The 24,666-nt window shown below is 67.7% G+C and carries 21 protein-coding genes and 1 tRNA gene; 12 read left to right on the plus strand and 10 right to left on the minus strand.

What is annotated here, in order from left to right; genetic code table 11:
- Positions 1–51: 51 nt before the first annotated feature.
- Positions 52–1,479, plus strand: coding sequence for an aminopeptidase P family protein (locus tag V7S47_RS05100; protein WP_336560551.1), 1,428 nt, complete (start codon positions 52–54; stop codon positions 1,477–1,479).
- An 83-nt stretch (positions 1,480–1,562) separates the two neighbouring features.
- Positions 1,563–2,801, plus strand: a complete 1,239-nt coding sequence (locus tag V7S47_RS05105) for a sensor histidine kinase (protein ID WP_336560552.1) — start codon at positions 1,563–1,565, stop codon at positions 2,799–2,801.
- An 11-nt stretch (positions 2,802–2,812) separates the two neighbouring features.
- Here V7S47_RS05105 and V7S47_RS05110 read toward each other — a convergent pair whose 3' ends face one another.
- A complete protein-coding gene (locus tag V7S47_RS05110; RefSeq protein WP_336560553.1) occupies positions 2,813–5,476 on the minus strand; it encodes a hypothetical protein in 2,664 nt (887 codons plus the stop codon).
- Positions 5,477–5,618: 142 nt separating this feature from the next.
- Here V7S47_RS05110 and V7S47_RS05115 point away from each other — a divergent pair.
- Together V7S47_RS05115 and V7S47_RS05120 are read left to right on the plus strand one after the other, a co-directional pair.
- A tRNA-Arg gene (locus V7S47_RS05115) sits at positions 5,619–5,692 on the plus strand.
- A 530-nt stretch (positions 5,693–6,222) separates the two neighbouring features.
- The gene (locus tag V7S47_RS05120) at positions 6,223–6,897 is read left to right on the plus strand and encodes a hypothetical protein (protein ID WP_336560554.1); all 675 of its coding nucleotides are present in this window, start codon (positions 6,223–6,225) and stop codon (positions 6,895–6,897) included.
- 8 nt (positions 6,898–6,905) lie between these two features.
- Here V7S47_RS05120 and V7S47_RS05125 read toward each other — a convergent pair whose 3' ends face one another.
- Together V7S47_RS05125 and V7S47_RS05130 are read right to left on the minus strand one after the other, a co-directional pair.
- The gene (locus V7S47_RS05125; protein WP_336560555.1) at positions 6,906–8,057 is read right to left on the minus strand and encodes a tyrosine-type recombinase/integrase; all 1,152 of its coding nucleotides are present in this window, start codon (positions 8,055–8,057) and stop codon (positions 6,906–6,908) included.
- A complete protein-coding gene (locus V7S47_RS05130; protein WP_336560556.1) occupies positions 8,050–8,748 on the minus strand; it encodes a hypothetical protein in 699 nt (232 codons plus the stop codon). The genes V7S47_RS05125 and V7S47_RS05130 overlap by 8 nt, the downstream gene beginning before the upstream one ends.
- Positions 8,749–8,846: 98 nt before the next feature.
- On the opposite strand from V7S47_RS05130, the gene V7S47_RS05135 reads away from it, so the two are divergent.
- The 6 genes from V7S47_RS05135 to V7S47_RS05160 all read left to right on the plus strand — a co-directional run bounded on the left by V7S47_RS05135 (position 8,847) and on the right by V7S47_RS05160 (position 18,807).
- A complete protein-coding gene (locus V7S47_RS05135; protein WP_336560557.1) occupies positions 8,847–9,047 on the plus strand; it encodes a helix-turn-helix domain-containing protein in 201 nt (66 codons plus the stop codon).
- Positions 9,040–14,109: a hypothetical protein gene (locus V7S47_RS05140; RefSeq protein ID WP_336560558.1), complete on the plus strand. Its 5,070-nt coding sequence runs from the start codon at positions 9,040–9,042 to the stop codon at positions 14,107–14,109. Before V7S47_RS05135 ends, V7S47_RS05140 begins: the two co-directional genes overlap by 8 nt.
- Positions 14,093–15,598, plus strand: coding sequence for a hypothetical protein (locus V7S47_RS05145; RefSeq protein ID WP_336560559.1), 1,506 nt, complete (start codon positions 14,093–14,095; stop codon positions 15,596–15,598). The genes V7S47_RS05140 and V7S47_RS05145 overlap by 17 nt, the downstream gene beginning before the upstream one ends.
- A gap of 219 nt (positions 15,599–15,817) precedes the next feature.
- Positions 15,818–17,203 (plus strand): DEAD/DEAH box helicase, encoded by a 1,386-nt coding sequence (locus tag V7S47_RS05150; protein WP_336560560.1) that lies wholly within the window; start codon positions 15,818–15,820, stop codon positions 17,201–17,203.
- 99 nt (positions 17,204–17,302) lie between these two features.
- The gene (locus V7S47_RS05155; protein WP_336560561.1) at positions 17,303–17,890 is read left to right on the plus strand and encodes a DUF6932 family protein; all 588 of its coding nucleotides are present in this window, start codon (positions 17,303–17,305) and stop codon (positions 17,888–17,890) included.
- Positions 17,887–18,807: a hypothetical protein gene (locus tag V7S47_RS05160; RefSeq protein WP_336560562.1), complete on the plus strand. Its 921-nt coding sequence runs from the start codon at positions 17,887–17,889 to the stop codon at positions 18,805–18,807. Before V7S47_RS05155 ends, V7S47_RS05160 begins: the two co-directional genes overlap by 4 nt.
- Position 18,808: 1 nt before the next feature.
- Here V7S47_RS05160 and V7S47_RS05165 read toward each other — a convergent pair whose 3' ends face one another.
- Positions 18,809–19,444, minus strand: a complete 636-nt coding sequence (locus V7S47_RS05165; protein ID WP_336560563.1) for a hypothetical protein — start codon at positions 19,442–19,444, stop codon at positions 18,809–18,811.
- A gap of 16 nt (positions 19,445–19,460) precedes the next feature.
- Here V7S47_RS05165 and V7S47_RS05170 point away from each other — a divergent pair, with 16 nt between their 5' ends.
- Positions 19,461–19,850, plus strand: coding sequence for a hypothetical protein (locus tag V7S47_RS05170; RefSeq protein WP_336560564.1), 390 nt, complete (start codon positions 19,461–19,463; stop codon positions 19,848–19,850).
- A gap of 37 nt (positions 19,851–19,887) precedes the next feature.
- On the opposite strand, the gene V7S47_RS05175 is transcribed toward V7S47_RS05170, so the two are convergent.
- The 6 genes from V7S47_RS05175 to V7S47_RS05200 all read right to left on the minus strand — a co-directional run bounded on the left by V7S47_RS05175 (position 19,888) and on the right by V7S47_RS05200 (position 22,971).
- Positions 19,888–20,127, minus strand: a complete 240-nt coding sequence (locus V7S47_RS05175) for a hypothetical protein (RefSeq protein ID WP_336560565.1) — start codon at positions 20,125–20,127, stop codon at positions 19,888–19,890.
- A 101-nt stretch (positions 20,128–20,228) separates the two neighbouring features.
- Positions 20,229–20,387, minus strand: coding sequence for a hypothetical protein (locus V7S47_RS05180; RefSeq protein ID WP_336560566.1), 159 nt, complete (start codon positions 20,385–20,387; stop codon positions 20,229–20,231).
- 33 nt (positions 20,388–20,420) lie between these two features.
- Positions 20,421–21,137 carry a TIGR02391 family protein gene (locus tag V7S47_RS05185; RefSeq protein ID WP_336560567.1) on the minus strand — a complete coding sequence of 239 codons (717 nt, stop codon included), beginning with the start codon at positions 21,135–21,137 and terminating at the stop codon, positions 20,421–20,423.
- A gap of 21 nt (positions 21,138–21,158) precedes the next feature.
- Positions 21,159–21,488 (minus strand): histone-like nucleoid-structuring protein Lsr2, encoded by a 330-nt coding sequence (locus tag V7S47_RS05190; RefSeq protein ID WP_336560568.1) that lies wholly within the window; start codon positions 21,486–21,488, stop codon positions 21,159–21,161.
- Between the two features lie 1,062 nt (positions 21,489–22,550).
- Entirely contained in the window at positions 22,551–22,733 is a 183-nt protein-coding gene (locus V7S47_RS05195; RefSeq protein ID WP_336560569.1) for a hypothetical protein, read from the minus strand.
- Position 22,734: 1 nt separating this feature from the next.
- Positions 22,735–22,971 (minus strand): hypothetical protein, encoded by a 237-nt coding sequence (locus V7S47_RS05200; protein WP_336560570.1) that lies wholly within the window; start codon positions 22,969–22,971, stop codon positions 22,735–22,737.
- Between the two features lie 898 nt (positions 22,972–23,869).
- Here V7S47_RS05200 and V7S47_RS05205 point away from each other — a divergent pair.
- Positions 23,870–24,328: a GAF domain-containing protein gene (locus V7S47_RS05205; protein ID WP_336560571.1), complete on the plus strand. Its 459-nt coding sequence runs from the start codon at positions 23,870–23,872 to the stop codon at positions 24,326–24,328.
- Positions 24,329–24,666 lie beyond the last annotated feature (338 nt).

Raw genomic sequence — 24,666 nt, forward strand, 5'->3', positions numbered from 1 at the left:
CCTATCGTCGGCCGTCCTGACCTGCGGGATCCCCGGCGTACAGTGGCGAGGGTGAGCGATCAGACCACTCCGGAATCAGCCGAGCCGAAGACCGAGTCGCACGACCCGGCGGTCCCCGAGGCCTACTCCGCGTTCATGCGCACCGGCTGGGGCGACCGCGAGCTCGACCTCCCGCGTCAGCCCGTCGCCGACCGCGCCGCGGAGCGCCGGCAGCGGCTGGCCGAGGTCTTCCCCGGCGAGCGGCTGGTCCTGCCCGCCGGCACCTTCAAGGTCCGGTCCAACGACACCGACTACCGCTTCCGCTCCGACACCGCCCACACCTACTTCTCCGGCAACCAGACCACCGACGCGGTGCTGGTGCTGACCGACGGCGAGGCGGTGCTCTACGCCCGCCCGCGCTCGTCCCGCGAGACCGACGAGTTCTTCCGCGACCGGCAGTACGGCGAGCTGTGGGCCGGCCGGCGCCCCTCGGCCCGCGAGCTCTCCGACTCCCTCGGCATCGAGGTGCGTCACGTCGACCGGCTGGCCGACGACCTCGGCCGCAGCGCCCCCGCCAAGACCCGGGTGCACCGCGGCGTGTCGGCCCACGTCGACCGCCTCGTCTCTGCCGACGGCGCCCTCGACGACGACCTCGCCCGCGTGGCCTCGGAGATGCGGCTCGTCAAGGACGACTGGGAGGTGGAGCAGCTCCAGGAGGCCTGCGACATCACCGCCCTCGGCTTCGAGGACAGCGTCCGCGAGTGGCCCCAGGTCCAGCAGTACGGCGAGCGCTGGATCGAGGGCACCTTCTTCCGGCGGGCCCGGGCGATGGGCAACGACATCGGCTACGACTCCATCGTCGGCGGCGGCTCGCACGCGACGACGCTGCACTGGATCGAGAACTCCGGCCCGATCACCCCCGGTGAGCTGGTCCTGCTCGACATGGGCGTCGAGGGCCACCAACTCTACACCGCCGACGTCACCCGGACCCTGCCGGTCGACGGCACCTTCACCCCGGTCCAGCGCGACCTCTACGACCTGGTCCACGCCGCCCAGCAGGCCGGCATCGACGCGGTGCGCCCCGGCGTTCCGTTCACCGACATCCACCAGGCCTCGATGACCGTGCTCGCGCACGGGCTGGAGGGAATGGGCCTGCTGCCCGTGCCGGCCGAGCAGGCGCTCGACCCCGACGACCGCACCTACGCGCGGTGGACGCTGCACGGCACCAGCCACATGCTCGGTATGGACGTCCACGACTGCGGTCGGGCGTCGACGGAGGCCTACACCAAGGGCACGCTGGCGGCGGGCATGGTGCTGACCGTCGAGCCCGGCCTGTACTTCCAGGAGGACGACCTGCTCGTCCCGGCCGAGCTGCGCGGGACCGGCATCCGCATCGAGGACGACGTCCTCGTCACCGCCGAGGGCAACCGCAACCTCTCGGCCTCGCTCCCCCGGAGCTCCGCGGACGTCGAGGAGTGGATGGGCCGGCACCTCGGCTGATACCCCCGGGGGCAGGGAGCGGAGAGCGCCTCCACCTCTACGATCACCCGCAGGGGTGGGGCCCAACGCGATCCGGGGGACGTATGTCAGCGACCGTGTACGACGAGCGGCACGACCAGCACGGCGAGCTGCTGACCCGCACCGTCGAGCTGCTCTCCACGGCCGACTCGCTCGAGCGGGTCACCGAGGTCGTGACCGCCGCGATCCGCGCCGTGATGGACGCGGACGGCGCGTCCGTGGTGCTCCGTGAGGACAGCACGTGCTTCTACGCCGACGAGAACGCCGTCAGCCCGCTGTGGAAGGGCAGCCGCTTCCCGCTCGACTCGTGCGTAAGCGGCTGGGCGATGCTCCACCGGCAGAGCGTCCAGATCTCTGACATCTACGTCGACCCGCGGGTCCCGCACGACGCCTACCGGCCCACCTTCGTGAAGAGCCTGGCCATGGCGCCGATCCGCAGTGCCTCCCCCATCGGCGTCCTGGGCGCCTACTGGTCGGTCGAGCACACCGCGTCGCCGGCGCAGGTCCGGCTGCTGGAGGTGCTGGCCAACAGCGCGGCGGTGGCGCTCGAGAACCTCGAGCTGCGCAGCGCCGTCGTACGACGGAGCGCGGAGCGCGACTCGGCCGCCGCCCGGGCCGACGAACTGGAGGCGGCGGTGCAGACCATCGCCCACGACCTGCGCAGCCCGCTCGGCGCGATCCTCGGGTACGCCGAGCTGCTGGAGGACGCGCTCTCCCCCGCGGACCGCGACGCCCTCGGCTTCGCCCAGACGATCGCGGGCGCCGGGCAGCGGATGGCCGAGCAGATCGACCGGATGCTGGCGATCTACCGGATCACCAACCGGCCGATCGAGCCGGCGCCGGTCGACCTGTCCGAGATCGGCCGCGACGTGGCCCGCTCCCTCGAGCCGACGGTCGCCGACCGCGACGTCGAGATCCGGGTCGAGGACGGGCTGCACGCCGTCGCGGACCCGGTGCTGGCCCACATGGTGCTGGAGAACCTCATCGGGAACGCCGTGAAGTACACCGGCCGCACGCCGTCCGCGCGGATCTCGCTGGAGCGCGCCCCCGTCGACCGGATCGGCGAGCCGGACCCGCTGACGACCTTCGTGGTCCGCGACAACGGCGACGGATTCCCGCCCGACCAGGCCGACCGGCTGTTCCGGCCGATGAGCCGGCTGCACACCGAGGGCGAGTTCCCCGGCACCGGCCTGGGCCTGGCGTCGGTGGCCCGCATCGTCGAGCTGCACGGTGGCCGGATCCGCGCCGAGGGCGAGAAGTCGGTGGGCGCCGCCTTCTACTTCTCGCTCCCCGGCGCGGGCTGAGCCCTCGTGTCCTAGGAGACCGTCACCTTCACCGGCGTGGCCGCCGTGTCCGCGTGGCCGGCCAGGCCGAGCAGGCGGACCGTGTAGGTGGTGGTCACCTTGGGCGACACCTTCAGGGTGAAGGTGCCGTTCGCGGCGGTGGTCACCTTGACCGTGCCCGCCGCGCCCGTGGTCGGCGCGACGGCGACCGTCAGGGTGCCCCGGGCCGGCTCGGTGACGCCCTGGTAGGTGCGGGTCAGGGTGCCGGTGATGACCGACGGCTTCGCCACCCCCACGGTCGTCGGGGTGGCCGTGGGCGTCGACAGCGTCGTCGTCCAGGTCCCGGCCGTGACGTCGTCGACCACGTCGCTCGCCGCCGGGAGTCCGGCGACGCCCGCGAAGGCCACCGACAGCTCGCCGCTCTGCTTCAGGACCACCGGGATGCTGTAGGAGCCGTTGGCCGTCGTACGGCCGGTGCCGACCTGGGTGGTCTTCCCGGCCGTCGTGACCCGCACCGAGACCGTGGCGCCCAAGACGCCGACCGCCGAGCCGGTCGCCTTGGTCAGCGTGCCGGTGACGGCCACGGTCTGGCCGTGGCCGACGTCGGTCTTGTCGACCGCTCCGGCGAGGCTCGTGGTCGGCACCTTCACGTCCAGGTCGCCCAGCGTGACGGCGCTGCCGGTCCAGGACTTGGTGGTCGCGAGGGCCACCTTGAGGGTGCCGTTGACGAGCGGCTTCGTGGTCAGGCTGAAGCTGCCGTTCGCCGTCGTCTTGGCCGAGCCCAACGAGGTCACCTTGGTGACCGTCTTGCCCTTGACGACGCTGCTCGTGGTGGCGGTGACCGGCAGCGAGACGCCCGAGAGCGGGACGTCGACGCCGGCCACGTCACGGGTGAGCGTGCCGGACACGGTCACCGCGTCGCCGTACCAGGGGGCGAGGGTGGACGCGGTCGCCGTGAGCTCCGGGGTGCAGACCGCGACCGCGGCGCTCTTGGTCACCGCGGAGGCGGCGGCGTACACCTTGGTGGCCTTGGTGGCGGCCGAGAACGAGGTGGCGGCGAGCATCGCGTGGCTGGACGTGGCGACGCCGTCGTCCTTGCTGGCCGCGAGGGTCGTCGTGGTCGTCTTGGAGCCGGTCGTCTTCGCCAGGGTCGGGGCCAGGCCCTTGATCGGCTGGCCGGTGGCGGTGTCGGTGAGGGTGACGGTCACCGGGGTCGTGGCCCCGGTGCAGGCCGAGGCGGTCCCGCCGCTGGCGCTGCTCTGACCGTCGACCTTCAGCACCGCGGTGACGGGGCGGGCCGTGTTCGTGGCGAAGGTCAGCGGGCTGCTGACGACCTTCTTCGCGCCGGTCGAGTCGACCAGGGTGGCGGTGACCAGCGTGTTGGTGACGACCGCGGCGCTGCAGGTCACGTCGGACTGCACGGCCGTGGGCGTCGAGAAGGTGCAGTCGGCCCGCGCGGCCTTCCAGGCCGCCGAGGCCAGGGTGCGGCCGGTCGGCAGCGACGGGGTCACCGTCACCTGGGTCGACAGACCCGGGACCGCCGGGTTGTTCACGCCGATGGTCGCGCCGAGGACCGACGGCGTGCCGCTGCTCCCGCCGCCGGTGCCGTTGCCGCCACCGATGAGGAAGCGCGAGTCCGCGACGTTCCAGTGGGTGTCGAGCCAGGAGCCCGGGTCCGGGTAGGTCGAGAAGTAGTCGTCGGCGTTGCAGTCGAGCAGGTACTCGCGATTGGTCGGGCAGACCTGCTTCATCGCGAAGCCGCCGCCGTCGGCGTAGCACATGGTGTCCGACTCGTCCCAGCAGTGGCCGTTGCGGGTGCCGTGCGGCGCGGTCTTCATGACCGACCCGAAGGTGTGCACGAGCTCGTGCGCCTCGACCGAGTGGTCGTAGTCGTTGTTGCCGAGGCCCCAGCAGGGCGAGTCGGTCCGGGTGTACTGCGGGTAGGAGCCGTTGTTGGGGTTGCCCTGCCCGTCGGTGTCGTACGGGTAGGTCACCGCGATGCCACAGATCCCCTTGCCGGAGGTGTCGGTCCACATCATGTACTTGCGGGCCGGGTTGTCGTACCCGAGCGCCTTCACGGCGTTGATGGTCGCGTTGAAGTTGGCCATCGAACCCGCCGGGACGGTCACGTTGAGGACCTTGGCGACGCAGCCGCCGCCCCCGGCCTCGGTGACGTAGCGGACGTGGCGCACGCCGCCGGTCAGCGCCGCCGAGCGGTTGACGACGTCGTCGATGCCCGCCGCCCAGACCTGCATGGTCGACTTCAGCGACGCGAACCGGTTGGTCGCGTTCGCCTCGACGACGTACATCGCCTGGGTGCGGTAGCCGCTGGTGCCGTCACCGTCGCAGGTGACGTCGGGGCTGGCGACCTGGGCCGCCGGGGTCGACGGGACGCCGAGCTCCTGGGCGACCTCGTGGGCGCCGGGGCCGGCGCCGGGCCGGGCGCGAAGGACGCTGGTCGCGACGGGCTTGGTGATGTCCACGCCGCGCGGCGCGACGTCGGCGTGCGCGCAGGAGGTCAGGCCTCCGGGCTGGCGGAACACCTCCGTCCCGTCGGGGCAGAGGGGGGCGGGCGGGTCGGGGACGAGGGCCAGGGTGCCGACGAACGACAGCGCGCCGAGGACCAGCGCGCCCGCGAGGGCGGCGGCGGTACGGCGTCGAGGGGTCGGGGCAGCGGCGGCAGTGGGGGATGCCATGGATCACTGATCGGCCGGCGCTCCCCCGACTCGAGGCGCCGGCCCGCTCGGTCTAGACGACCTGGTCGGCGGCGCGCCCGGACCACGCACGCCGGGGGTCGGACGCGTCGGGGACGCAGTCCCCTAGGCTCTACGGCACCACGCCTCCGTAGCTCAGCTGGATAGAGCAGCGGCCTTCTAATCCGCCGGTCGCAGGTTCGAGTCCTGCCGGGGGCGCCCAGAGTTTGTGCAGATCAGCGACCTTGCATGCCCTCGCGACCCGGTGTCGTGGGGCAGTTCGTGGGGCAGGCAGTCCGCACAGAATCCGCAAGCGCTTCGAAAATGAGTCTCCAAGCGCGAGCCGCACTCCCCGGGTGCGAGCGCAAGCCGTCTACACCGGGGGTGCTCCCGCTAGCTACGCGTGCCACCCTCGAACCGTGTTGGGTGACTACTTCTACTTGCTCGCAGGCATCGCCATTGTGGTGGTCAACGTCGCGGTCTTCGGTGTGACGTTGGCGGGAGCGGCGGGGAAGGCCGTGCTTCGCCTTGGTGCCTGTGCTCTATCCCCCCGAGCCCGGGCGGAGAACCAAGAGCGCGTATCTCAGCAACGACTCCTGCGAGCCGAGGCGGCTGAGCGGCGGACCCAAGAGCTTCTGGCCAAACATCGAGCTCGAAGGACTGGCAGCAACTGGGAAGACTGGAGGACGTCTCAAAAGGCAGCGCATGGAGAAACCGCCGAAGGCAACGAGTGATGGACTCGGTCTGGCATGGTTGCGCCCGTGGTGGAGGCAATTGCGGACGTACCGGACGTGGTCTGGGGTGCCATAGTCACGGGCATTTTCCTGTCGGGTCAGCAGCTCCTAAACAACAGACGCGAGGACCGCAGACGAACCGAGGACGCGACTGAGCGCGCGAAGGATCGGACGCATCAAGCGACGGAGGCGCGTGAAGAGAGGGCGCACCAAGCCGCGCTCGCCCAATCCGAGAGAGATGACAGCGCTAGGCGGGCCCGCGAGGCGGCAGTCAACGCTCGCATTGACCTCTGGCGTGATGAACGCCGCGAGGCACACCTATTGGTGCTGCCCTTGTTTGAAGAGGGGCTGAAGCTCGTCCGCGATGGGCTCGCGCAGCTCCGGAAGGCCGACGAAGACGAGGACCTGCCGCGGCAGGTGATCAGCTGCATAACTAACGAGCTCAAAGACGCCATCACGAAGGCCGTCGCGACGGTCCAGATCATTGGTTCCGAGAACTCCCGTGCGTGCGCGACAGCCTGCCGCGACCACTTGTTCAGGACGGACGTCGAAATCTGGGTGTCGTCGATTGTTGCCAAGAAGCACGCCCCGGTGGGCCTAGCCGGGCTAACCCAGCAGGTCCTGAACGTTGCAAATTCGCTATCCGAGTACATCGGGGCAGTACGCCTTGATCTCGGCACGACTGACTAACGGATCCCTTAGGCACCAAGGGCGCCGAGCCGAGCTACCGCTTCGTCCAACCGCGCAGCCACCCCTTCAAGATCCGAATCGAACAGGTCTGCGTAGACGTCGAGGGTCATGGTCGCGGTGCTGTGTCCCAGCATCCGCTGGACCGCCTTCACGTTCGCGCCGGCTTGCACCGCCAGCGACGCGGCGGTGTGCCTCAGCTCGTGCAACTTCAGTCCGGGGAGCCCCGTTGCCTTCACCGCGGGATCGAACCGACGTGCTCTGAAGTTCGAGTTGCGCCACGGGCCGCCCTGCGGCGCCGAGAAGATCAAGTCGGTCGTGGTCTTGCCGACCATGAGCGCCTCCAGCTCGGCTCGCAGGAAAGTCGGCAGCGGAAGGGTGCGCGTTGCGTGGGTCTTGGTGGTGCTCACTGACAGCTCTCCCCCGACCTCGGAGAATGCCCGCCGTACGTAGAGCCGAGACCGCAGCAGGTCGACGTCCTGCACCTGGAGTGCGGTCGCCTCACCCCACCTGGGCCCGGCGTACGCCAGCACGAACAGGAGCGCGCGAGAGTCAGTGTCGATGTGCTCTGCGATGGCGTGAACGTTCTCGTGGCTGAGGTACCGGTGGGCAGTGTTCTTCGGCGCCTTCGGCACCATGCCACGCGTGCTACCGGACGCGGACTTGGCAGGGTTCCTCGGAAGCCTCCCGTCCTCCACTGCGAGGTCGAGGATCATCGACAGCACCTGGTAGGCCTGCTTCTTGCGTGCCGGGCTTAGCGGCTGCGACATCGCCCGTCGGGTCTTGGACACGCCTTTGGCGGGTGCCGTGCGTGGCGCCGTCTTCAGGTTGGCGACCCAAGTCTTCACGTCGGCGTAGCCGATCCGATCGAGGCGCACTTCGCCCCAGCGAGGCTTAACGTGGGTGTCGTACAGCGAGCGGTAGCCATGAGCGGTCTTGGGCTTCACGTTGAGCCCCTCGAACCACTGCACCGCGAAGACGTCGAGCGGGACACGACCCCTGGTGGGGTTCGTCCACTCTCCGGAGCGCGTCCGCAGTTCCTGCTGCTGTGCCCAGGCGCTCGCCTCGCCCTTCGTCGGGAACGTCTTCGACCGCTCCTTGCCATCCGGCCCGCGGTATCGACCGAGCCACTTGCCCGGCGCACGCTTCGTCACGTTAGCCATCGACGTCCTCCTTTGTCGTTGCTCGGCCGCGCCAGTCCCGGAGCCGCTTTGCGTCCGCAGTGAGTTCACCGGAGGCGGTCTTTCCGACTGCCGGAGTCAGCAGGCCAAGGGCCCTCGCCTTCGCCACTCGGCCCTCCGCGGTCCGGGCCGATATGCCTCGCTCCTCGGCGATGGCAACGGCTGGCCTCGCGCCCTCACGCACGGCCTCCACGTAAAGGAGCGCATCGTCTAGGTAGGTCATCTTCGCCTCGTCCTCGCGGCTGAGCTCGCCGTGCTCGGCCACCTCGCCGCGCCGCTCGGCCAAGGCTTCCTTGATGCGCACCTGCCGCTCCACGGCCGACGCCCGGTATCCCAGGACGGCTAGCAGCGGGACCCCTCGAAGGAGCGCAGCCGACACCGGCTCGAACTCCGCGGGCGAGAACTCGCGGAACCTGTCCAGTGTCTGCTGGGCGCGTTCGAGTACCGCCTGCGGCCCATCGCCGCCCATCGCCCAGTCCGAGACGCGGAAGCCGCTCGGCAGGGGCTGCACCTCTAGCCCCACGATCTCGCGCCGGCCTTCAACAATCGCCGTGATGCAGACGAGCAAGTGCCGGCCCCTCGCAAAGAGCACCGCGTCTAGGTCGCCGGAGCCGCCCGGCAGGCGCATGAGCGGCTCGTAGCCGCCCTTACGGAACTCGTCCTTGCTGGTCACGTATCCAGTGTGCTGGCTTACGGTACGTATTGCAAGCCATCCTATACGTGATAGCCCGGGACAGGCCCAGGCAACAACGGTCCGTACAGGAGGAACCGGTGCGCTCGTCGACAGAACCGCTCGCCACCACTGCTGAGGTGGCCGACTACCTGAACAAACCCACGAGCTGGGTGCACGACAACGCAGCTCGTCTCGACCTACCCCGCTTCAAGGTGGGCAACCAGTACCGCTACCGGCTCAGCGAGATCGCCGAGTGGGTCGAGACCCGCCGCAAGACCCTGGCGAGCGCTCATGGCTGACATCTGGAACAGCATCAAGAACACCGCCAAGAGCCTCGGCGGAGCGACCACCGCACCCGTAGGCGCGGTCGTGGACATCGCCTCCATGCCCTTCGATGACAAGGACGACGACTTCGGGTCGATCGTCTCGACCCTGGGCCAGCGCGGCTCGCAGGCCCTGGACCCGATCCTCAACCCGCAGACCCTCTCGGGCGCCGCGGTGGGCAACACGCTGAGCGCCCTGAACTGGGCGTACGAGAACGCCGTCGACCACCCGCTCGCCACCACGCAGGCCCTTCAGCAGAAGGCCTTCGGTGGTCGCCTGGACCAGCTCGTGTTCAGCGACCCCGGCGCGCTCGTCGACCCGAGCAACTGGCGCCAGGCGTTCGACCCGCAGGCCTGGGCCGACGCCTACCGTGAGACGGAGAACGAGTCGTTCGGCTCGACCTACGCCACGGCTGCGCTCGGCGAGGACAACGTCCGCGACCACCAGACCGTCGCCGGCATCTACGGGTTCGGCGTCGACCTGTCGGCCATGCTCGCCCTCGACCCGGCGGCCCTGGCCCTGAAGGGCGTGGGCGCCGCACGCAGCGCCTACCAACTGCGCGCCCTCAACACGGGCGAGCGCGGCAACCTGTACGCCGCGCTCGACCAGGGACTGGCGACCAGCCGCTTCAAGCCGACCCTCCAGTCGCGCACCGACAAGTGGCTCGACTGGACCGAGGGGAAGAACTCCCTCGCCCGCCCGCTGTCCGCCCCGGAGATCCTGCACGGCACGCCCGAGCTGAAGCGCTACGCCGCTGAGCCGCACGTGATCGCCGGCCTGCTCTCGGACACGAACCAGATCGCCAACCCGATCGCTCGACGTGACGCCAAGCGTCGCATCCTGGCCGTCGCCGCTGGCGACACCAGCCAGATCGAGCGCCTGCGGACCATGTCCACAGAGACCGCCGACCTGGCGGACGCCCTGACGAACATGGCCAAGGGCTCGACGATCGACCTGAAGGCCCTCGCGGCGCAGCCCACGCTGCGCACCGACCCGACCTTCGTCCAGCGGCTGGAGAGCCAGCTGGGCAACTTGAACTCCCGCGGCGACATCGACCGCTTCGTGGACGACTTCAACTCCCGTATCGACCAGATGCTGGAGACCCAGCACACCCTTCCCCGCGCCCCGGGCCTGCACAACGCCGGCAAGCGGGCGGTCAAGCGACAGAACGAGACCGGCCTCCTGCGTTCGGGCGACAACGCCCACCGCGCACTGGACGGCTGGGCAGCCAAGCGGGCGACCGAGGCGAAGTCCGCCTCGACGATCTTCCAGCGGGGACTGCACACCGTCCCGGTGGTCGCGGTCAAGACGGTCGGCCTGATGGCCTCGCCGTACACGAAGGCTCCCGTGCGGGTCTCTGACGCCCTGCGTCAGACGCACTTCACCGGCATGGCGTCCCTGCACGACTGGGGCGGCGCCACGACTCAGCTTGACTCGATGATGCGGCTGGCCAACGTGCCGGCCGGCGAGCGCATGGAGACCCTGTCTCGCGCGTTCCTCGCCAAGACCGAGCCCGAGAAGATGCGCATCATCAACGAGGTCGAGGCGACCTCGATGAAGACGATGATCCGCCAGGTCTCGGAGAAGACCGGTCGCCAGGTCGACGACGACTACATCACCACCCTGCTCTCCGAGCACGCTCTGAAGCGGGACGCCTCCCGCGCCAGCATCCAGGGCCGGGCCTACGCCGCCACGCAGCAGACGCCCGACATGCTCGCCCGCTCGGGCAGCGCCCAGCGCGCCGAGGACACCGCTGCGCTCTCGCAGAGCAGCGGCTGGAGCGCGCAGGCTCAGGGCAAGTGGCGCGTCGACCAGATCAACGACGACGGCACCCCGCTCTCGCTCCCGCTCCTGGAGACTCAGCTCAGCAACGTCGTGCCCCTCATGGACCTCGACGTGGCTCGCAAGCTCGTCGAGCGCGACAACGGCTACCTGGCCCGCCTCTCGCGGGCCTGGACCGAGGAGTCCAAGCAGCTCGGGCGTCTGGCCGAGGCTAAGCGGGTCGGCGTCAAGGGCGTCGACCGGGCACTGGAGGCGCGTGCCGCCTCCGCCGACTGGCTCGTCAACGCCGGGCAGATGTTCATGCGCGGCTGGAAGTTCTCGGTCCTCTTCCGCCTCGGCTACCCGATGCGGGTGCTCACCGACGACCACCTCCGCATCTGGTCGCAGATGGGCGCCTCGTCCTTCTACGGCGAGAACCTGAAGGAGGTCGGCGCGAACTGGCGGTACAACCGCCTCGACCGCCGGCAGCAGGGCAAGGAGGCCCTGCACAACCTGAAGGTCCGTCGCCAGGAGATCCTCGACGAGCTCGACGGCGACCGCATGGTCGTGCACGGCGAGCGCCGTGCCGAGCTGAAGTCGCTCGACGCCTCCATCCGCGCCCACTCTGGCAACGTCACCAAGTTGCGCAAGCAGATGGAGGACGCGGAGACCAAGCGCGCGCTCGGCATCCAGGTCGACACGACCGCGCTGTCCGAGAAGCTGAAGACGGCCGAGGGCAAGATCGCCGACGCCGAGGGCGCCAAGGCGTACATGCTGGAGCAGCTGGGCGACTACGGCCCCGATGACCTGAAGCGCGAGCTGGAGGCCATCGACGAGGCTGTCGCTGGCGGCTGGAAGCCCCTGGCTCCCGAGTCTCGCAAGGTCGGCTCGGCGGACGTCAAGCTCGGCGACGACACCATCGAGGGCGCGTTCGGCGGCGAGTACGGCTCGCTGTTCCGCGACGTCACCTCGTCGGCCGGCTCCTTCGACAACCAGCTGAAGGGTGTCGAGGACCGGATGTACGCCACCGCCGCTGGTGGTGCGCACCGCACCATCCAGCCCGGCGAGCCTGGTCACGTCCACGCCTGGGCCGACGTGCTGAACAACCAGTTCCGCTCCTCGCCCGTCGCCATGCACTTCATCAACGGCGGCTCCCTGGACGACTTCGTCCGCTGGGTCAAGGCCCCCGAGCAGGCGCAGCTCCGCTCACGCCTGAGCCACTTCGCGCACGACCCCGAGGACTGGGGTGGGCGCGTGCAGGCGCTGGTGCACGACTACATCCCGACCGACGCCCTGCGCGAACAGGTCGCCTCGGGCCGCGTCAAGGCGGGCCAGCTGAACAAGATGTTCACCGACCCGGCCATGCGGCCGGCGGTCCACGGCCGTGCGGTTGCTGACAACCTCGGCACCTCCGCGGCCACGCTCGGTGTGGCCAAGACGCTGAACCGGATGTTCAAGTACCTCTCTGAGGTCCCGACCGACCGGCTCTCGCGGCACCCGTACTTCAACGCGCTCTACAAGAGCCACGCGAAGGACGTCTACGCCGTGCGCAAGGCCGGCGGCACGGGCCGCTTCACCCAAGCGGACCTGGACGACGTCAGCCACACCGCCCGCAAGCTCGCCCTGCGCGACCTGCGGCAGACGCTGTTCGACGTCTCGGCGCACTCTCACGCCGCGCACGTCATGCGCTTCGTGTCGCCGTTCTTCGCGGCGCACCAGGAGGGTGTGGCGCGCTGGTGGCAGATCGCTGCGGACAATCCGCAGATCATCCGCCGCTACACCCAGGCGTTCGACGTTCCCCGCTACCTCCAGATCGAGGTGGACGAGAACGGCGATCTGGTCAAGCCCGGCTCTCCCATCTCCCGGGAGCACCGGATCCTTCTCCAGATGCCGAAGGCGTTCGGCGGCGACGACCCGACTGTGAACCAGTCGTCGTGGTCGATCAACGAGCAGGCCTTCAACATCGTCCTCCAGGGCGGCCTGACCAACCCGGGCATCGGCCCGTTCGTGTCGATCCCCGTCGAGTGGGCCGCTCAGCGCTACGCCGACGAGCCCTCGATCGCTCGGGTGGCGCGGGTTTTCAACCCGTACCCGCCGTCCTCCCCCTTGGAGGGGGCTCTGCCTGCGACGTTCAAGCGCCTGTCTGCCCTGGCTTACGGGGCGACTGGGGTCGACCCGTCCGTTGTTGGAGTGGGTGAACGCGAGTACAACGCCGCGTTCAGCCAGCACGTGCAAGACCTGACCGTCGACTTCCAGCTGAAGAACGGGCGCGAGCCCAACAAGCAGGAGGCCAACGAGCTCGTCGAGCGCGCTGGCACCGAGGCCACCACGCAGATGTTCCACCGGTTCCTCTGGAACGCCGGCTCCCCCACCCCCGCCTCGCCACGGTCGAAGTACAACGTGGTCCAGCAGGGCTGGTACAAGATCCAGGAGCAGGCGCGTGCTGAGGGTCAGGACTTCGAGTGGGCCTACGAGCGCTTCAAGGAGCGCTGGGGAGCGGCCTACATGCCGCTCATCTACTCCACCTCGAACAACCCGGGATGGGTGGAAGCAGACGCCGCCACGGTCGGCGCTATCAAGCACTACAAGGACGTGCTGACGAAGGTCGACCCCGCGCTGTCCCGCGTGGTGATCGGTGCGTATGCCGCCGATCTAGTCGATCAGAACGCAACGCTGGGCGAGTACAGCCCGGAGGCCCGCGGGTGGCTCCGGGATGAGCAGATCCGTCCCGGTGACAGTGCGACGTACTACTCCTACGACGAGCCCAGCAAGGCATTCGACGAGCAGTTGGAGCGGCGGGGGTGGCAGCGCTACGGCGAGCTCACGGCAGCGCTCACGGCCCAGGCGCAGCAGATGGGCTTGGCGTCTTACAACGCCTCACCTGTCCTCGTCGCGCTGAAGCGTGCCGGCGTCGAGCAGCTGCGGTCGGAGAACTATGCCTTCGATCAGGCCTACGGCACGTTCGACTCCACGAAGTTCGACCGCTACCTGGACGACATGCGGACCATCGTGTCGACCCCGGTGCTGGCGAACGATGCCGAGCGGACAGACATACAGACCCTGGCTTCCTATCTGAAGCTGCGGGACTACTTCAGCGCCGCGTTCCAAGCGCGGCAGGAGGCTGGCCAAGGTGGCTACGAGGCGCAGGCGAACGCGGACCTGCGGCAGGCGTTCACAGCCATCATGGGCGCTCTCGTGGAGAGCAACACCTACTTCGAGGAGTTCGTCTGGAACGGCCTAGTCGAGAGGGATCCCTACCTTGTCGACGCGGAGTGAGGCCGAGTGGGCGCAGGCCTTCGCTGCCGCGATCGTCAAGCCCGGCGGTTCGGCCCTGCTCATCGACGAGGACAACCGCGCCGCGGGCGATTGGGTCTCGGTAGAGGCCGCTGTCGAGTCAGGACAGGCGTTCGCCGTCGAGCCGTGCGATCACATGCTTGCGGTCGACATCGACGAGCCGGCTGACCGCCTTTGGGCAGGTCGGACCCGAGAGGCGCTGGGGCCGCGCGGATGCCAATTCGTCACGGTCGAGTCGGGACGGGAGGGGCACCGGCATCTGTGGGTGCTCCTCCCCTCGGGGTGGAACTACGAGCAGTTCAAGACGCAGGCAGAGGCCCTGGCCGGGGCGCCGCGGACCTGGTCCCAGCTGCGCCGGAACGCCACCCGACCGCCCTACGCGCCCCATCGGCTCGGCGGACGGTCGAAAGTGCTGGAGCCGGGGCCTGATGCTGCACTGAACCTGTTCCAGCGGCACCGTCCGCAGCCGATTCCGCGTTTGGCTATCGACTCACTGCGGTGGTTAGAACCCCATGCCGTCGTCATCAGGCGTGGAGTCATCGACCGGGGACGCACCATCCATCGGGCGGCGGTCAGCCTCATCAACGCTCGGAGGCCTCAGTCCGACCTCGTCGACCTGCTTCGGGAGCAGGAGAACGCGGTCACCTCGAAGTACTGGGAGCTGGACGGCGGCCGGCAGCGCGACTACGTCGAGCGGGTCTGGGCGGACGCCTGCCGATGGGTGCGCGAGCACCCTCCGGTGTCTCGCAACCGCGAGACCCTGGAGGGTCGACTGGCGTCGATCCCCTCGATGGAGTGGCGGACGCGGACAGGAGCCAACGACCGGCGCGTCTACCGAACAGTGCTGGAACTCGGCATCGCTGCCGCGAGCCTCACCGTGAACGCCTCGATCAGGCAGTTGGCGGAACTGTCGAACCTCTCTACGAGCGGCGTCCAGGCGGCTCTACGCCGCCTGTGCACGGACCGCTATCTAGAGCGAGTAGCGGAGCAGAGCAGGCTTCATCGTCACGCTTGCTCTTACCGGGTGGTTACTGACGTACCCACTAAATCTTCTACTTCGCCACACACCTTGCCTTTCTACGGGGGTCCGAAGACTAGGTGTGTTGAGGAAGCGCAGTTATTGGCAGACGTCTTCAGTAACGGAACTGGGCTCGGCGCATCCGTTCGAGAGACCTGGGAGGCCCTCCCCGAGGTGCCGACCAAGACGGCCGAGGTGTCTCAACTTCGGCCCGGGGAGCTCGCGCACAACACCGTGCTCGGCCATCTTCGCCGGCTCGACGAGACCGGTCTCGCCAGACGGGCTGGCCACCGTTGGGTCCGCCTGGAGCCGTCCGGTGAAGACCTGCTCCGTCTCGCCCGCCTCCTAGGCGTGAGGGGCAAGAACCAACGTCGCGTCGCGCAACTGCAGCGCGAGCGACAGGAGTACCTCGCCCGATTCCACCCCGACGAGCTCGACGACCCAGCCGCGTAGCTGGACGAACCGCGCCCGTCCGAGAACCAAGGCTCCTCGCCTTACTCCTTCCCCAACCAGCACCACCCCAGCAGTTACTGAGGGCCGCCGAGAGGCGGCCCGCCTTCGGCATTTCGCCTCCAATCCACAACGCCACTCGCCGGTCTCCAGGGGCCCCTTGCCAGGGGGCCTACAGGGGGTCGCCCCAGGGGCTTCCTGGGCACCGAAAGGACATCAGAAATGAGCACAACCGCCGCCAATTGGAAGCCTTCATTCGGGCCGATCTCCGGGCCTTTCAGGGGCTCTCTGAAGCACCATCAGTCCGAAGGACTGGCGTGGCTCCTGGAGCGCCCAAACGCCGTCCTGGCGGACGACGTCGGACTCGGGAAGACCGTCCAGGCGCTCGCCTACATCGGCGAGCTGGATGCCGCCGGACAGTTGCCGCGGCACGGCAACTCGATCTGCCGGGTCCTGTGGATCACTGACGCCCCGCTGCAATCGAAGGACCGAGCTGAGGTCGAGAAGTTCCTGCCCGACTTCACTGTGGCAACGAGCTTGGATCCGGAGCTGCGGGACAGCCAGAAGCAGCGCGGCATCTTCAAGGCGAAGTACGGCCTGGGGCCCGATGTCCTGACCGTTTCTTATGAGTGGGCAACCTCCCGCAGACACTGGCTTGCGCAGGTCGGTCGGCCGGCACTGGTCGTGCTCGACGAGGCGATGAAGATCAAGGGCGGCGGCATCCGCTTCGAGGCGATCGAGCTGCTGACCGGGCGAGCCGACCGAGTCCTGGCGATGACGGCGACCCCGTACGAGAACAACCCGATGGAGCTCTACTGGCTCCTCCGCGCTGCGCGAGTGCCCGGCCTTTGGGGCGAGGGCGTGTTCAAGAACCAGTTCGTCGAGTGGGAGAAGCGCGAGGTCACCTTCGGCCAGTGGGAGAACCGGCCGGTCGGCTGGGTCGAGTCGAGGCTTCCCGAGGTGCGCGACCTGCTCAGCCGCGTCATGCTTCACCGAGACGTCACAGCCGCCGGCCTGACGCTCCCGGACGTGGTCCGAATCGAGAGGACCATCCCTCTGTCGCCGGCACAGAAGCAGGAGTACGACGCAGCGTCCCAACGGCAAGGGCGCGCAACGTTGCAAGCGATGGACGCGCTCTCGAAGGCCTTCCGCTCCGACTCACCGCTCATCGACGCGCTACTCGTTGAGCTGCACAAGCGACACCGCCAGCAGGTGGTCATCTACTGTGAGCTGCTGTTCGTCCTAGACCTCGTTGAGCAGGAGCTCCAGACCCGCGGCATCAGCTACGCCCGCATCGAGGGCAAGGTGAAGGAGGACGAGCGGGCTGCCGCCGTCGAGCGGTTCCGCTCGGGCGAAGCGCAGATCCTGTTGGGCAGTCGCGTCCTGGAGCGCGGTCTGAACCTGCAGCACTGCCGGACGCTCATCTCGCTGGATGTGTCATGGAACCCCGCCCGCGAGCGCCAGCGTGAGGGACGGCTCCGTCGAATCGGGTCGAGCTTCGATGCCGTCGAGCACGTCATGCTGCTTCCCGACACTCCGCTCGTCGCCGCCAAGTGGGCCAAGCTTGCAATAAAGCGCGACCAGGGCCAACTCGCGGTTGGGGTGTAACTACACGAATTTTGCCGATCTGCTGTGTGTTCACCCTGACGGCCACTAGGTTCTACGGACCCAGGCGCTCATGAGGCGCCCGTGACCCAGGAAGCAGAGATGTCCATCCCTCCCCTGTCGCCAGGCAACGGGTACTTGCCGCTCGGGCGTCACACCGCCACCTTGGCGGAGGTGCAGGCCGCGTTCGTAGACGACGCAATGTTCGCCACATCTACGGAGCGGCCCAAGTTGTGGGCAAACCTCCGCCTGTACCTGGGTCGCTGGGTGGCCTACGAGCAGCAGATGGCACAGCACCTGAACGGGGCAAATGTGCTCATGTCCCTCTGGTTCGGCGGCAGCTTCGTCTCCGACCGTCTCGACCCCGGCAACCTAGACCTGATGCTGTTCGCCGATGGCGCGGCCTTGGACGCCTGCAAGGGCAAGCCCGGCAACGGGGCTCTCGCCAAGTTGTCGTCGCGCAAGGCAGTGAAGCCCGAGCTCGGCATCGAGCCGATCGTCGTCCGCTACCGCCCGGTTGTGTCGCCGTTCGTACTCTCGAGATTGACGGACCAGGAGCGGGAGTACGTCGGCTACCGCGGAGGGTTCGACGACTGGTGGATGCGGGCAAGACCAACTGGGGTGCCAAAGGGCCCCCCGAGCGCGGATACTTGCGAGTGGAAGCGCGGCTACGTGGAGGTGATGCTGTGAGCAGGGAAGAGCTCGTGGCGTTCACGGAGCCCGTCAGCAGAGAGGAAGCACGCAGATACGTCGCGGATGCACCCAATCTCTCAGAGGAGCAGTTCGACGATGCCCTCAACGAGAACCTGCGCGACGCGTTGGAGGCTTACGGCCTTCCGGCTCCGCTCGGCCGCTCTCTTTCGATGCGAGTCAAGGGAAATCTGCGTCGGAACGGTGGCCTGTCGACCGAAGTGACGGAGGACCTTCTCGACGGCTTGACCAAGCAGGTCCGTGGAGCTGCCGACAAAGACGCGTCGGGCGATGCTCTCGTGCTCGATCTCGTCGGGGTTGGGAATGGCAGCACAGTTCTCTTTTTCGAGCCCTCAAAGGACGTCACTGACGCCGAACACGACCTTGACGTGGAGTCCGATCCCTTGGACTCAGCGTTACGGCGGGTCTTTGCGCTTCACGATCTCGCCGAGAGCCAGGGCGATATGCGCCAGTACTCGAATCGCGCAGACTTGTTGAAAGGATTCCAAGTCCTGACCGACACCCTTCGTGCGCACGATCTCGAACTTGAGATGTCGTGGCAGGACGCTAGGGGCCGACGCAGACGAACCAACTTGTCGAAACCCACCCTTGAGTGGGTTTCACATCTTTGGGAAAAGCAACCGGAGGAGCGAGTCTTTGGCGTCTCAGGTCGCGTGGTTGCTCTCTCCCTTGCGGGCACCTTCTCTGTCAAGGTGGCACCACACCGGACTGCTCGCCGCTACGACATCCACGTTCCGGGCGATGAGAGCGACGTGATCCGTTTAGGTCTTGACCTGGGCGAGAACGTAGATGTCCTGCTTCGCGAACGCGTTGAGTCCAATAAGGTCGGTGTCAAAGGAGCCGAGCGCTATGAATTCGTTCGCCTATTGAGCGAGGGCGAAGAACTTCCGCAGTGACCTACTCGTGATGGCGCGAGCGTCTGAAAGCGTCAACCGACTCCCGCCGTAGCGAAGCTTGCGTCCGGTGCACGTCCCTCTTCTCGATCTTGCCCGCCGCCACGGCCCGCCTGATGGTCTCGTGCGAGCACCCGACGATCTCGGCGGCCTTCAGCCAGGACACCCACTGGTCCCGCTCGTCCGCGTAGGCGGTCACGTCGGCCTCGCGGACCCACCAGCGGACGCCGACCTTGCGGGTCTCCAGGTGCCCCTGCCGCCCGAGGTAGACGACGTGGTCACTGTGGGCATACCCGAGTCGCTCGGCAGCCTCGGTAGCCTGGATCCACCCTTCGGGCTCGGGCGGTTGAATCTGGCGGGCCTTGCGTGCGGCGATCCGCTGCTCCAGGGCCGCGGTCTTCGCGTGCCACCAGACGGCGAACTCCTCGACGGATTCGCGCTGCAGACTGCCGCCGCGGCGCCCCTGGCCAGGCCGACGGGCAATGCGACCCGAGCGGACGTAGGTCTCGATCGTCGTGACCGGGCAGCCGACGAGCTCGGCCGCCTGGGGCCACGTCAGCCAGTCAGAGTCGTCGCTCACGACGGTGATGATGCCTACCAACCCTCTGCCGCGAAACGTCCAAACCGCGATCGTGGCCATGCCACACTCCGGCACCATGAGGCACGAGAAGCGCGTCGTCACCCTGCTGCTTGCAGTCCCACTTCTCCTCATCGGGTGCTCGACACCCCAGGCTCGCGATGACTCACCCCCAGTCGAGCCCAGCACTGCCAGTCCCAACCTCGGCACGATCAGTCCTGAAACGTGGTGCAGCGTCAAGGTCGGAGATAGCCGTGACCAGATAGTGCGCCTTCTCGGGGAGCCGAACGGCGAACCCGCGGAGTCGGAGAGTCTCATTGAGGGCTTCGAGGGAGCCGAGGCTCTCAGGTGGGAAGACGGGGGCGAGATTTACGCCGCTCTGCTCGTCGATGGGCAGGTGAGCAGCCTGACGATGGGATCGACGAGCGAGGTCGCCCCAGAGATGCCGTGCGCGACCACTCGCCCCTGACTCACGTGCCCCCCGTCGAGACCAACACGTCCCGCTCCTAGTGCTGCGGTCGCCCTAACCTTCTGATCACCTCGGCGGCAGCTGCCCTGCCGATCTCCTCGTCCGTCCCGCCGGCCGCGATCAGAAGCCGTGCGGCAGCCTCCCCCGCCCATACCTTGACCGGGTCGGCCTGCCAGGCGCCGAGCATCGCGCCGGCGGTCTCCGAGAGCAGGTCGACGCGGAGGACCGGCGCACGCCCCTTGGTCCGCTCGGTGGCGATCTCGACGAGCTCGGCCACGGCGACGGCTACCGGGCTCTTCGCGTGTACGTGACGAGTGGCCGTGCCGTTCAGCCTGGCCATCGTGACGCGGTCAGAGCTCGGGTTGTGCCGCGGCACGCTCAGCGCCGATCGACCTGGACACTAAGGAGCCGGTGGCCTGCGGACAGCTCGGCGCGGACGACAGCCATACAGGCGTCGTAGTCAGATCGCTCAACGTCATAGACCGTGCCGGCCGCGTTCGGGTTGTCCGTGGGCCGGGTCGTCGCGCGCATGATCACCAGTCGACCATAGTCGAACTTTTGTTCGATCAGTCAGTCGCCTGACTCGACCCGGCACTCATCGATCCAGCGGGCGAGAAGGCTGAGTGTCGCCAACTGCTCGAAGGCCACCTGCATGCTGAGGTCGGTTGCGTCATGCGTGGTCACGTTACGAATAGCTAGGTAGACGCCGGGCGCCAGCGAGCGCAGTCCGTCGTTCATCGATTTCGCCGTCAGGCTGTCGTCGGTCCCGCCCCATCGGAGGCGAGGCCTGCCCGGAGCAGCGGGCGAGCTGGAGAAGGCCTCGCGCATGAGCGACGCGTCCGAGACGTCGTTACGGTCGACAAGTGCAGCCACGTGAGCGTTGAGGAACGTGGCAGCGCGCTTGACTGCTTCCGTGTAGTGGCCTGAGGCCCAGAGCGACTTCGCCGCGTCCCACACGATCGAATTGAGCTCGTCGGCTTTGATTCGAGGCGCCGCAGTCCCCAGCATCTCCTCCGTCTCGTCCTCCGTTTGGAGTCGAGCAACCGTCTGCCGAGCGAGGGTGATTCCATGCCCCACCGCCATGAAGTCCCATTCCTCGATCTGAAGTGTCAGGCCGCTGGGAGCCTCATAACGTCGTGACACGATCTCTTGGGCCTGTGGCGTGAGGTTGAGTAGCCGACGAGCGAGTGCCTGCCTATGCGCACCTTCCAGGATGCTGTGCTTGTCGTACTCTTCAGCCGCAGCGATCCAGGCGGTCAACTTTTCGATCGCCCACTCGCGATTCATGGGGTCTTCAACACCTCCAACTCAGCGCTTGTCGAACGCTTCGCGCACGCCCTGTGGGATCCGTCCGCGATCTGGCACCTCAAAACCGTTTGACCGCGCCCAGTCGCGGATCTCTGCGGCAGCCGGACCAGACTGAGTGCGCTTGCTCGCCCGCCCGGTCGCGCGGCCCACGCGACGGCCAGCCTCAACGTACTTCGCCACCGCAGACCGAAGCACCTCGGCGTTCTTCGTCGACAGATCGATCTCGTACGTCTGACCGTCCAAGGCAAACACGACGGTCTCGCCATCACCGTCGCCCAGGTCCGTGCCGTCGATGTCGTCAACCAGCTGAGTGATTACCTTCTGTGCCATGTGCTCGATTCAAGCAGACAGCACGGCAACTAACTGACACGACAGGTCCAGCCGTAACTGGTCATCAGTTCGCCTGAGATCGGATTGATCGCGACGCTCGTGACCACCCTCTCGCGCGGGAAGCATGGCGCGGGCTGTTCTAGACGATTGATGCGACTCTCTAGGTTTCCTAGAGGTACTACCCATGAGGGCTTGGCATCCTCGCCATCTCGTCCAGGAGCTCCCGCCAGCCCGGGAGGGCCGGGTAGTCCCGCCGGCCCATCATTTCCGGGCCGACCCTGCGGTCCAGGATCGCCGCGGAAGTTCTCGCCGAAGACCACGAGACCCAGCGCAGAGCCCCCGAAGCCTGCGCCCGCAGATAGGACGAGCACAGCCAACAGGAACCGCACTTGGCTCATCGGCCAGGTCTCCTCACCGCGGTGCGGTCAGGCAGCCTGGTCTCGGGACGTCGAGCGGCTTCCTCGATGAAGTCCTCCGAGACCACCATCATCAGTCCGCGGCCTCGGTAGGCGAAGGCTGACTCCCACTCCGACAGGGGCACCGATCCGGCGCATGACGCGCAAGCGTCGAAGCCCAGGTACTTACGGGGGTCGCCGACGACGATGTGGCGGTGACGCACCCCAACGGCAGAACCACATCGATCGCATCGCCGTTCACTTACGCCAAATCTCGCCGACATGATTCCCAGGCTAGGACTCACCAATGCGGCAGCGAAACGCGCTTTAGCCGTGGTCTAAACCGGCACCAATTTGACAGCATCAACAGCAGAGGTGAATTGATACTGCCAATTCCTCTGGACCCCTAGCGACATCCAGCCACGTAGGTGGGGTAGGTGATGAGAAGGGGGAGGTGGGGGCCCGCATTTAAAACCGGGGGGTCAAGTCAGAGGTCGCGGAGGGGGCACCCCGTCGCCCGGCCGTGACGTGCATGTCTCCGTGGACAGGTGCCGCGGACGCAGCGGGCGGGCACGGCCCAGCGCCTCGGAGTTAGTGTCTCCTGGACCTACTGAGGGCCAAACGTCTATTCGTGGGGCAGGCCCCGAGAAGCCGACCCAGTCTCCCGTCAGGCAGCCGCTTCCCCACCCATTAGGGCCAGCGCTTCGCGTAGGCCTTCGCCTCGCTGCTCATCAGTCGCACTGTGGGGCAGGATGAGGTAGCCCTCTCCATCCTCATTGACGGCGGCAGCCCAGCTGCCCGCAAAGTCAGTGGCCGGCACTTCCAGAATGGTGATCTTGCTCGCGGTCATGTCAGGCCGCCTTGCTGAGAATCCAGGCGCCAGACCAGGAGTCGGCCGACGGCAGCCACTCCACCACCTTCGCCTCGGCGAAGTCGGCCGGCAGCAGGTGACGCAGCCGGGGCAGGTCGATGAGACCAAGCTCGGCGCTCGGGATGACCCAAAGTTCGTCCCCTTTGTCGGGCACGGAAAGGAGCTCGACCTGGTTAGCGACGGGAAGGGCGGGCAGAATGCCACTAAGAACGGTCACGACTGTCTCTCTTTCAGGAGTTGTGATCGAGCCCTCGACTGGTGGTAGGACACTGGTCGGGGGCTTCTTGCGTATGAGATGACAGTAGACCCGCATTCCGCCTCTCGCAAGCAATCCGCGGATCTTTTTGGTCATTGATATTGACAAGTGTCTTCGGGATGTGCTGTAGCAGCATGCGCCACGGGCCGCCGGTCCGCAATCAGTCCGCACGCACACCCCAATCGGCACCACCACACGGCACTAGTCGGGAGCTCGGATCCCGCGGCCCCAGGGGCATCTGGCCCCTCTACGCAGGTGGGTGACAGCTGCGGATCCAGGGGTGAACGTTCTTCTAATCCGCCGGTCGCAGGTTCGAGTCCTGCCGGGGGCGCCAGACAGTTGGTGCGGGCCAGCGGCCCGCCGTCCCACCGCGGCGGGCTTGGCCGGCCGGATGAGGAGCTGGGCCGAGCAGCTCCGGCTGAGGTCGTCAGGCGGATCTCCCGGTCGGAGCACTATCTCGGACGTTCGTCGTGGCACAGGTCTCGGCAGGAGCATCTGCGCATCGGGGCGATCGACTGGCCGCAGCGTGTCGGCAGGTGGGGACCTACGCCGGCGCTGAACAGTGCTCTCCGCCACCAGGGCGGATCGTGACGGCAGGCATGTCCGCAGTTCCTACAGGTGTTCAAGGTCGAGCCCGAGCACGACTCATCTCCGTGAGTCATGGCCGCAAGAGTGCTCCTCGACCGAGGATCGCATGCCTGGTCACGCGGTGATCTCGGACACCGTGAGCGCGCTTCGCCCGAACGGATGAAACGTGCCAACGTGGGCCGTCGATATCCTGGGTCAAACAAGTTGAAGGTCGAACGACCTTTGATCGGTGCCGAGGATCCTCCTGGCATTGACGCGAGGAGACGAACCGATGGTCGACGTGCCGAACATCGAGAACCCGTTCGACCGGTACGCCCGTATCGTCCGCAACGCCATCGGGGTGCCGGTTGCCCTGGTCACCGTCCTCGAGTCCGCACACCAGGTGTTCCTGGGCGGGGCGAAGCAACTGCCGGAGCCCTACTGCACCACCGGAGCCAGCCCGCTCACGCACTCGTTCTGCCAGCACGTCGTTCAGGGTGGTCGCAGTCTGGTCGTCGACGACGCCCGCGAGGACCCCGAGCTCCGATCCAACGGCGCGATCCGCGACATGGGAGTCGTCGCCTACCTCGGCTGGCCACTCATGGACGAGCGCGGCGTCGTCGTCGGGTCACTGTGCGCGATCGACCACGAGCCGCGCGAATGGACCTCGGCAGAGATCCTCATGATGCGCGACCTGGCAGCCTGCTGCTCGGCCGAGCTCGACGTCCGGATGCGCGAAGCAAGCCTGTGACGTCACTAGGGCTCCGGCAGGACGTGTCGTAACCCGGCCTTTCACCCTCGTGGCCCTAGTGGACACGTGTCCACCGAACTATTCTCGGGGCGACGCGTGCTTCATGGGGCGCCTGCGGGTGGGCGCGCAGCCGTGGAGGGGTTGCCCGCCCGGGCGACCTTCGGGGGCCCGAAAGTCGCGTCTCCTGCGGTCCCGGGTAGGCACACCTCCCCGTGTGTCCAGCCCGGGACCGCAGACCCTCCTCGGGGGACCGCCGACGGCTCGGTGGTCGCGATGACGGGTGACGACGTCGATCGCCGCCCGACGGATGTCGGCGCGCGCCGACCCCCGGCTTCGAC

The sequence above is a fragment of the Nocardioides sp. CCNWLW216 genome (genome assembly GCF_037120545.1).
Lineage (GTDB): Bacteria > Actinomycetota > Actinomycetes > Propionibacteriales > Nocardioidaceae > Nocardioides > Nocardioides lianchengensis.

Excerpts from the sequence above, each read along its gene's own strand:
- V7S47_RS05150 (WP_336560560.1), top strand. The coding sequence starts at position 15,818 with ATGAGCACAACCGCCGCCAATTGGAAGCCTTCATTCGGGCCGATCTCC.
- V7S47_RS05190 (WP_336560568.1), bottom strand. The coding sequence starts at position 21,488 with ATGGCACAGAAGGTAATCACTCAGCTGGTTGACGACATCGACGGCACG.
- V7S47_RS05195 (WP_336560569.1), bottom strand. The coding sequence starts at position 22,733 with ATGACCGCGAGCAAGATCACCATTCTGGAAGTGCCGGCCACTGACTTT.
- V7S47_RS05105 (WP_336560552.1), top strand. The coding sequence starts at position 1,563 with ATGTCAGCGACCGTGTACGACGAGCGGCACGACCAGCACGGCGAGCTG.
- V7S47_RS05155 (WP_336560561.1), top strand. The coding sequence starts at position 17,303 with ATGTCCATCCCTCCCCTGTCGCCAGGCAACGGGTACTTGCCGCTCGGG.
- V7S47_RS05120 (WP_336560554.1), top strand. The coding sequence starts at position 6,223 with ATGGTTGCGCCCGTGGTGGAGGCAATTGCGGACGTACCGGACGTGGTC.
- V7S47_RS05170 (WP_336560564.1), top strand. The coding sequence starts at position 19,461 with ATGAGGCACGAGAAGCGCGTCGTCACCCTGCTGCTTGCAGTCCCACTT.
- V7S47_RS05110 (WP_336560553.1), bottom strand. The coding sequence starts at position 5,476 with ATGGCATCCCCCACTGCCGCCGCTGCCCCGACCCCTCGACGCCGTACC.
- V7S47_RS05205 (WP_336560571.1), top strand. The coding sequence starts at position 23,870 with ATGGTCGACGTGCCGAACATCGAGAACCCGTTCGACCGGTACGCCCGT.
- V7S47_RS05140 (WP_336560558.1), top strand. The coding sequence starts at position 9,040 with ATGGCTGACATCTGGAACAGCATCAAGAACACCGCCAAGAGCCTCGGC.
- V7S47_RS05165 (WP_336560563.1), bottom strand. The coding sequence starts at position 19,444 with ATGGCCACGATCGCGGTTTGGACGTTTCGCGGCAGAGGGTTGGTAGGC.
- V7S47_RS05125 (WP_336560555.1), bottom strand. The coding sequence starts at position 8,057 with ATGGCTAACGTGACGAAGCGTGCGCCGGGCAAGTGGCTCGGTCGATAC.
- V7S47_RS05185 (WP_336560567.1), bottom strand. The coding sequence starts at position 21,137 with ATGAATCGCGAGTGGGCGATCGAAAAGTTGACCGCCTGGATCGCTGCG.